This is a genomic window from Bartonella sp. TT110JLCBS (assembly GCF_042193405.1).
GTDB lineage: Bacteria > Pseudomonadota > Alphaproteobacteria > Rhizobiales > Rhizobiaceae > Bartonella.
In genome coordinates this window covers 1-6,359 of sequence record NZ_JBHILT010000034.1, presented here as the reverse complement: position 1 = coordinate 6,359, position 6,359 = coordinate 1, and the positions used below count along the sequence as shown (strand labels likewise).

Annotated in this window: 1 protein-coding gene; it reads left to right on the top strand. The window is 35.9% G+C overall.

Annotated elements, in window-relative coordinates; genetic code table 11:
• Nucleotides 1–714 precede the first annotated feature (714 nt).
• A complete protein-coding gene (locus tag ACFILW_RS08520) occupies nucleotides 715–5,670 on the top strand; it encodes a DEAD/DEAH box helicase (protein WP_375685550.1) in 4,956 nt (1,651 codons plus the stop codon).
• Nucleotides 5,671–6,359: the final 689 nt, after the last annotated feature.

The window sequence follows — 6,359 nt, the reverse complement described above, 5'->3', positions numbered from 1 at the left end:
TATTTATCAATAATTAGAGATAAATTCACTCTCCAGCTCCTCTAAGCCACTCAACACGCATATAAACGAGACATCATCCTATCAAGCACATCCTGTCGTCAAAAACCATCATAGAAAACAATAAGAAATCTCTTTTAAAACTTTCTACTCAAATAGGCAAAACTCTCTGTACAGCGCATTAAGCAACCTTTCTCCAAAGATAATGATCTGAACAGAAGAGTTTTCTCCAGTGCTGTCAGTGTTGTCAGTTCTTTTTAGAGCCTATATTATTTTTTTAAATGAGAGAAAATTAAAAACATTATATTTCAATATGTTAGTATTTTAATGATACAACCTATATCGACAATACAACCTTAAATACAATCCATAATATATATTTGTCAGTTTGTGTCAGAAAATTAAACTGACAAAATAGACTATTTTAGTGACTCATAAAACCTATCAAAATACTCATTATGATATCTTAAAAGCACATATCAAATTTGTCTTTTTTCCATAAAATAAACAGAAAATTTCACTACTTTGCTGATCTTATTCCATGTCATGGGCTGTGGATAAGTACCTTTAAAAACCCTTTTGAAAAAAATTTATCCGTTTTTTCGCATTTTTCTGCATTTTTTTCACCATTTACTCAAAATGGATTTAATAAGCTTCGTTTTGATTCTTTTGAAGAGAATTAATCAATAGAATATATTGTCATGGAGTTTATTCTTTATGCTTCGCCCTCATCATTCTGATCATGAACATGTCTCTTTACGCTCTCTCTTGGAATATTATCGTCAACAAGCAAAATCACCCCGTGAATTGGGAACGCTGTTTGAAAACCTTGTCATGGTTTATTTGACAAACGACCCTCTTCAAAAGCAAGAATACGAAAAGGTTCAGACTTATTTGGAATGGGCTAAGGAGCATGATGAAGATGGAACGGATATTGGGATTGATTTGATCGCTACAATCCGTGATGAAGGAGGCTATGCGGCTATTCAATGTAAATGCTATGATGCTTCTCACATCATTAAAAAAGAAGATATTGATAGTTTTATCGCTGCCTCGGGCAAAAAGATCTTCACCCGTCGTATTCTGATTGATAGCACCGAAACAGATTGGAGTGACAATGTTGAACTGACTTGTGAGGGGCAAGAGGTTCGTATTCAACGCATAAACCTTTTTGATTTGGAAAGCAGTCAAATTGATTGGGGCGCTTATAAAGAACAAGGACAAGCCGTCCTTAAAGAAAAACCGAAGAAAAAGCTTTTAGATCATCAAAAAGAAGCCCTTGAGAAAGTCTGTGAAGGGTTACAAGAAGCAGACCGTGGCAAGCTGATTATGGCATGTGGTACGGGCAAGACTTTCACCAGTTTGAAGATAGCAGAAACCATAGCAGGTCAAGGCAAGCGTATTTTGTTTCTGGTGCCCTCCCTTGCTCTTATCTCTCAAACAATTCGTGAATGGACAGAAGATACAGAAATACCCTTGCGTTCCTTTGCCGTGTGTTCCGATACACAAGTGGGAAAACGTCGTAAGAATAATAAAAATGATGCTCTTGAATTTGATAGCTCTGATCTTGCCTTGCCGGCTACCACGGATGCAAAAGAACTGGCTAGTAAAGCGGGTAAGGTTTCACATGATCTGATGACCGTGGTGTTTTCCACTTATCATTCTATCCAAGTGATTTCGGATGCGCAAAAAAAGTATGATTTACCCGAATTTGATCTAATCATTTGTGATGAAGCGCATAGAACCACTGGAGCTTCATTGGGAACAGAGGACAATGAATCTGAATTTATCAAGGTTCATGATAACAGCATCATTCGTGGTAAAAAACGTCTCTATATGACAGCAACCCCTAAGATCTTTACCGATGATGCCAAAAAGCAAGCCAATGAGATCAATGCCGTTCTCGCCTCTATGGATGATGAAGAACTCTATGGAAAAGAGCTTTATACCTATACTTTCTCAAAAGCCGTTCAGAATGAACTTTTAGCACCTTATAAGATTATTGTTTTGGGTGTTAATGAAGAAGAAGTAAGTCAATCCATTCAACATCTGATGACCGATGAGAATTATGAACTTATTCTTGATGATAAAACCAAGATCATAGGCTGTTATCAAGCCCTTGCTAAAATAGATCTAAAGGTTGATTTAAGTGATGACCCTAACCCTATGCGGCGGGCTTTGGCTTTTTGTAAAGATATCAAGACTTCTAAACGCATTCGTAAAACCTTCAATTCTGAAGAAATACAGGAAGAATTATTTAATCTTCATAAGGTCTATAAAGATACCCCGCCTCTTCACTGTACCTTTGATCATATTGACGGAACACAAAGTGCCAAAACGCGTAATAAAGCCCTTGATTGGCTTAAAGAAGATGTGGGGGAAAATACTTGCCGTGTGCTCACCAATGTAAGATGTCTGTCTGAAGGAGTTGATGTTCCTGCTCTTGATGCCATCATGTTTTTACACCCGCGTAAAAGTCATGTGGATGTGATACAGGCGGTGGGGCGTATCATGCGCCGTGCACGAGGTAAAAAGAGAGGCTACATCATTTTACCCGTTGGGATCCCTGCTGGGGTTTCTGCTGAACATGCTTTACGATATAATAAGAGATACAAGGTGGTCTGGCAAGTCATCAATGCTTTGCTCGCTCATGACGAGAATTTTGAAATCACCCTTAACCAGATGATTTTGGGGCAAGATGTTAGTGATTCTTTGGAGATTGTCGCCTTAAAGAGCATGACCGCTGTTGAGGATAAACTTCATATCCATGAAAAATCAGAACATATGGGACTTGAGATTGGAAAAGCCGCTCATGAACCACAAACTATTCATAGTGTAACAGGAAGATTACCTTTTTATAAAGAGTTTCCCAATGCTCTGAAAACCCTTATTGCGAAGAAATTTGCTATTGCGGATTATTGGGAAAATTGGGCGGGCAATGTTGCTGAGATTGCACAAAATCATATCACGCATCTTCAAAACCTGCTTTCTGATGAAACCAGTGAAGCCTTTCATGCTTTTGATGCATTTCATAAAGAACTAAAGAACAACTTAAACAGTGAAATCAAACAAGAGGAAGCGATTGAGATGTTAGCGCAACATCTTGTCACGCGTCCCGTGTTTGAAGCCTTGTTTGAAGGAAATGAATTTGTGCAAAACAATGCCATTTCGCAAGCCATGGAAAAAATCTTAACAGAACTCGATAAAACGAATATCGAGGAAGAATCCAAGGAGTTACAAGAATTTTATAACAGTGTAAGGCTTCGTGCTTCTGGGATTACCACACCACAAGCAAGGCAAAATCTTATTATTACGCTTTATGAAAGCTTTTTTGCCAAGGCATTTAAGAAAACCACGGATAGGCTTGGGATTGTTTATACGCCCGTTGAGGTTGTTGATTTTATCATTCATTCTGTTGATGATGTCTTGCGGAATGAGTTTGGAAAAAGCTTGGGATCACGGGGTGTTTCTATTCTTGACCCTTTCACGGGAACGGGTACCTTTATCACACGGCTTTTACAATCAAAACTCATCAAACCAGAGGATATGGAATACAAATTCCGTCATGATATCCATGCCAATGAAATTGTTTTGCTTGCCTATTACATAGCAGCGATTAACATTGAATCGACCTATCATAGTCTTATGAAAGGTGAGTATATTCCTTTTAAACATATTGGTTTGGCTGATACGTTTCGGATGCTTGAAGAGAAGAACCTGCTACAGGAATTATTTAAAGAAAACAGTGAATATTTAGAACATCAGAAAAATCTAAACATCAAAGTTATCTTTGGTAACCCTCCTTATTCGGTAGGACAAAAAAATGAAAACGATAATGCAAAGAATACTCCTTATCCTATACTAGATAAACGTATTGCTGAAACTTATGCTGTTCATTCAAAAGCAAGTAGTATGCGAACGCTTTATGATAGCTATATCCGTGCAATCCGCTGGGCTAGTGACCGTATAAAAGACCGTGGTGTTATTGGTTTTGTTACAAATGCCGGTTTTATTAATGGAAGTTCTATGGATGGGTTACGAAAATGCCTCGTTGAAGAATTTAGCAGCCTTTATATTTTCCATTTACGGGGAAATGCTCGGACTTCTGGAGAACAACGTAAGAAAGAAAGTGGTGGAATTTTTGGTGAAGGATCTCGTGCCCCTATAGCGATTTCTATTCTCGTAAAAAATCCAAATGCACAACAGCATGGTAAGATATATTTTCGGGATATTGGAGATTATCTCAATAGAGAAGAAAAGCTAACAATAATTGAAAAATTTAGGAGCATTGATGGCATTACACGGAGCAAAAAAGGTTGGCAAATAATTCCACCAGACGAATATGGTGATTGGATTAATCAACGTGATGAAAGTTTTGAGAGGTTCATAGCATTAGGGGATAAGAAAAGTAATAATAAACAGCTTTTTGAAACGTTTTCTCTTGGTATCTCAACCAACCGTGATGCGTGGGCATATAACTCAAGCCATGAAACTTTAAAGAAGAACATGAGTAATATGATTACCTTCTATAACAGTGAAGTAGAACGGTTTAATGATACCTATCCACATATTGATCGTAAAATACGTGTAAAGGCTGTAAATGATTTCGTTGATACAGATGAGAGAAAGATAAGTTGGAGCCGTGCACTTAAACAAGATTTGGCAAAAGGAAAAATTTTTGAATTTGAGATTACATGCCTTACGAAAAATTTATATCGTCCATTTACACAACAATGGCTCTATTATAGTCGTACCTTCAATGAAATGGTTTATCAAATGCCGCGTATATTTCCAATAGGAAAAGCGGTTGAAAATAGAGGCATTCAAATTACAGGCATAGGAGCAAATAAAGATTTTTCCGTTATTATGATTAAGACCGTATCTGATCTTCAGGTGATAGAGAATGGTCAATGTTTTCCACGCTATATTTACGAAGATACTGAATCTTTAAAAAATAAAAACCAATCCCTTTTATTTACAAACTCTATAGAAGAAAACACAACATCTGGTTTACAAAGGCGTGATGCTATTACGGATGAAGGATTAGCACATTTTAAAGCTGCTTATCCGAATGAAACTATCACGAAAGATGATTTATTCTATTATATTTATGGTCTACTTCATTCGGAAGATTATCGTGCCCGTTATGCTGATAACCTCTCTAAAGAATTGCCTCGCATTCCTTGCGTAAAGCGTGCTGAAGATTTTTGGAAGTTTGTAACAGCTGGGCGTGAATTGGGTCATTTGCACGTAAACTATGAAAGTGTAGAGCCTTATCCTGTGACCTTTAAAAAGGGTAATCCAAAACTAACTGATATCTCTAATCCAGAAAAATTTTATTACGTTACAGAAATGAAATTCGCTGGGAATAGTAAAGCAAAGAATAAATCAATTGTTTTTTACAACCATAATATCACAATGATAGATATACCTAAGGAAGCTTATAGCTATATTGTAAATGGTAAATCCGCTCTTGAATGGGTTATGGAACGTCAATGTGTTAAGACAGATAAAAAGAGTGGTATTGTGAATGATGCCAATCGTTATGCTGTTGAAACTGTTGGCAACCCTGCCTACCCTCTAGAGTTATTTCAGAGGGTTATTACCGTAAGTTTAGAAACAATGAAGATTGTTAAGAACTTACCAAAATTAGAAATAAGAGAAACTGAATAACTTATAAAGCATGTTCATATAACGGGTATGATAAACTCATAAGGGGTATAAGGTTTTATACCTATAGGTTCTATGCCCCTTTTATAAATTGCTTACATACAATCTTTAAAAGAATAGTTTATATGCGTTATTCTAAAAGATAAGGCTTTGCACTTTTTAAAACACTGTACTTTGGATTGCCTTTAAGACTTTTAAGAAACCCACTCTTAAATAGAATTAGATTTTTTTACATTGCCTTTAAAAGATTATACCGTAATCTAAAATGATAATTTTATCCTTTTCAAAAGCTTTGTTTAAAAAGAGTTATGTATATTCATTTTTCTTATATTACTTATAGGTTTTGTAGGTTCTTACCCCCCCCCAAAACCCCTTCAAAACCCCTTTTTATATATATTACAGATTGTATTTACGTGTTTTGTGTAATATAGGTTGTTTATTTAAAACATTAACATATTGAAATATAATAACTTTTATTTTTTGATTGAAAAAAATATATAAAGGGGGGTAAAAGAACCCCTCAAAATACTCAAAATCTTCAAAACTCATAACCATAATGGTCTTGATAGCATTTCATATGAGTTACAAACTATCTTTTGAAAGGCTTTAAAGATTACATACTCTCATAAGACATGTTTTAATCATTCACTAAATGATCACTTTTGTCGATTCAATGTACTGACATAAACTGA

Bases quoted from the DNA above. Each gene is read 5' to 3' on its own strand.
- ACFILW_RS08520 (WP_375685550.1), top strand. From the start codon at position 715: ATGCTTCGCCCTCATCATTCTGATCATGAACATGTCTCTTTACGCTCT.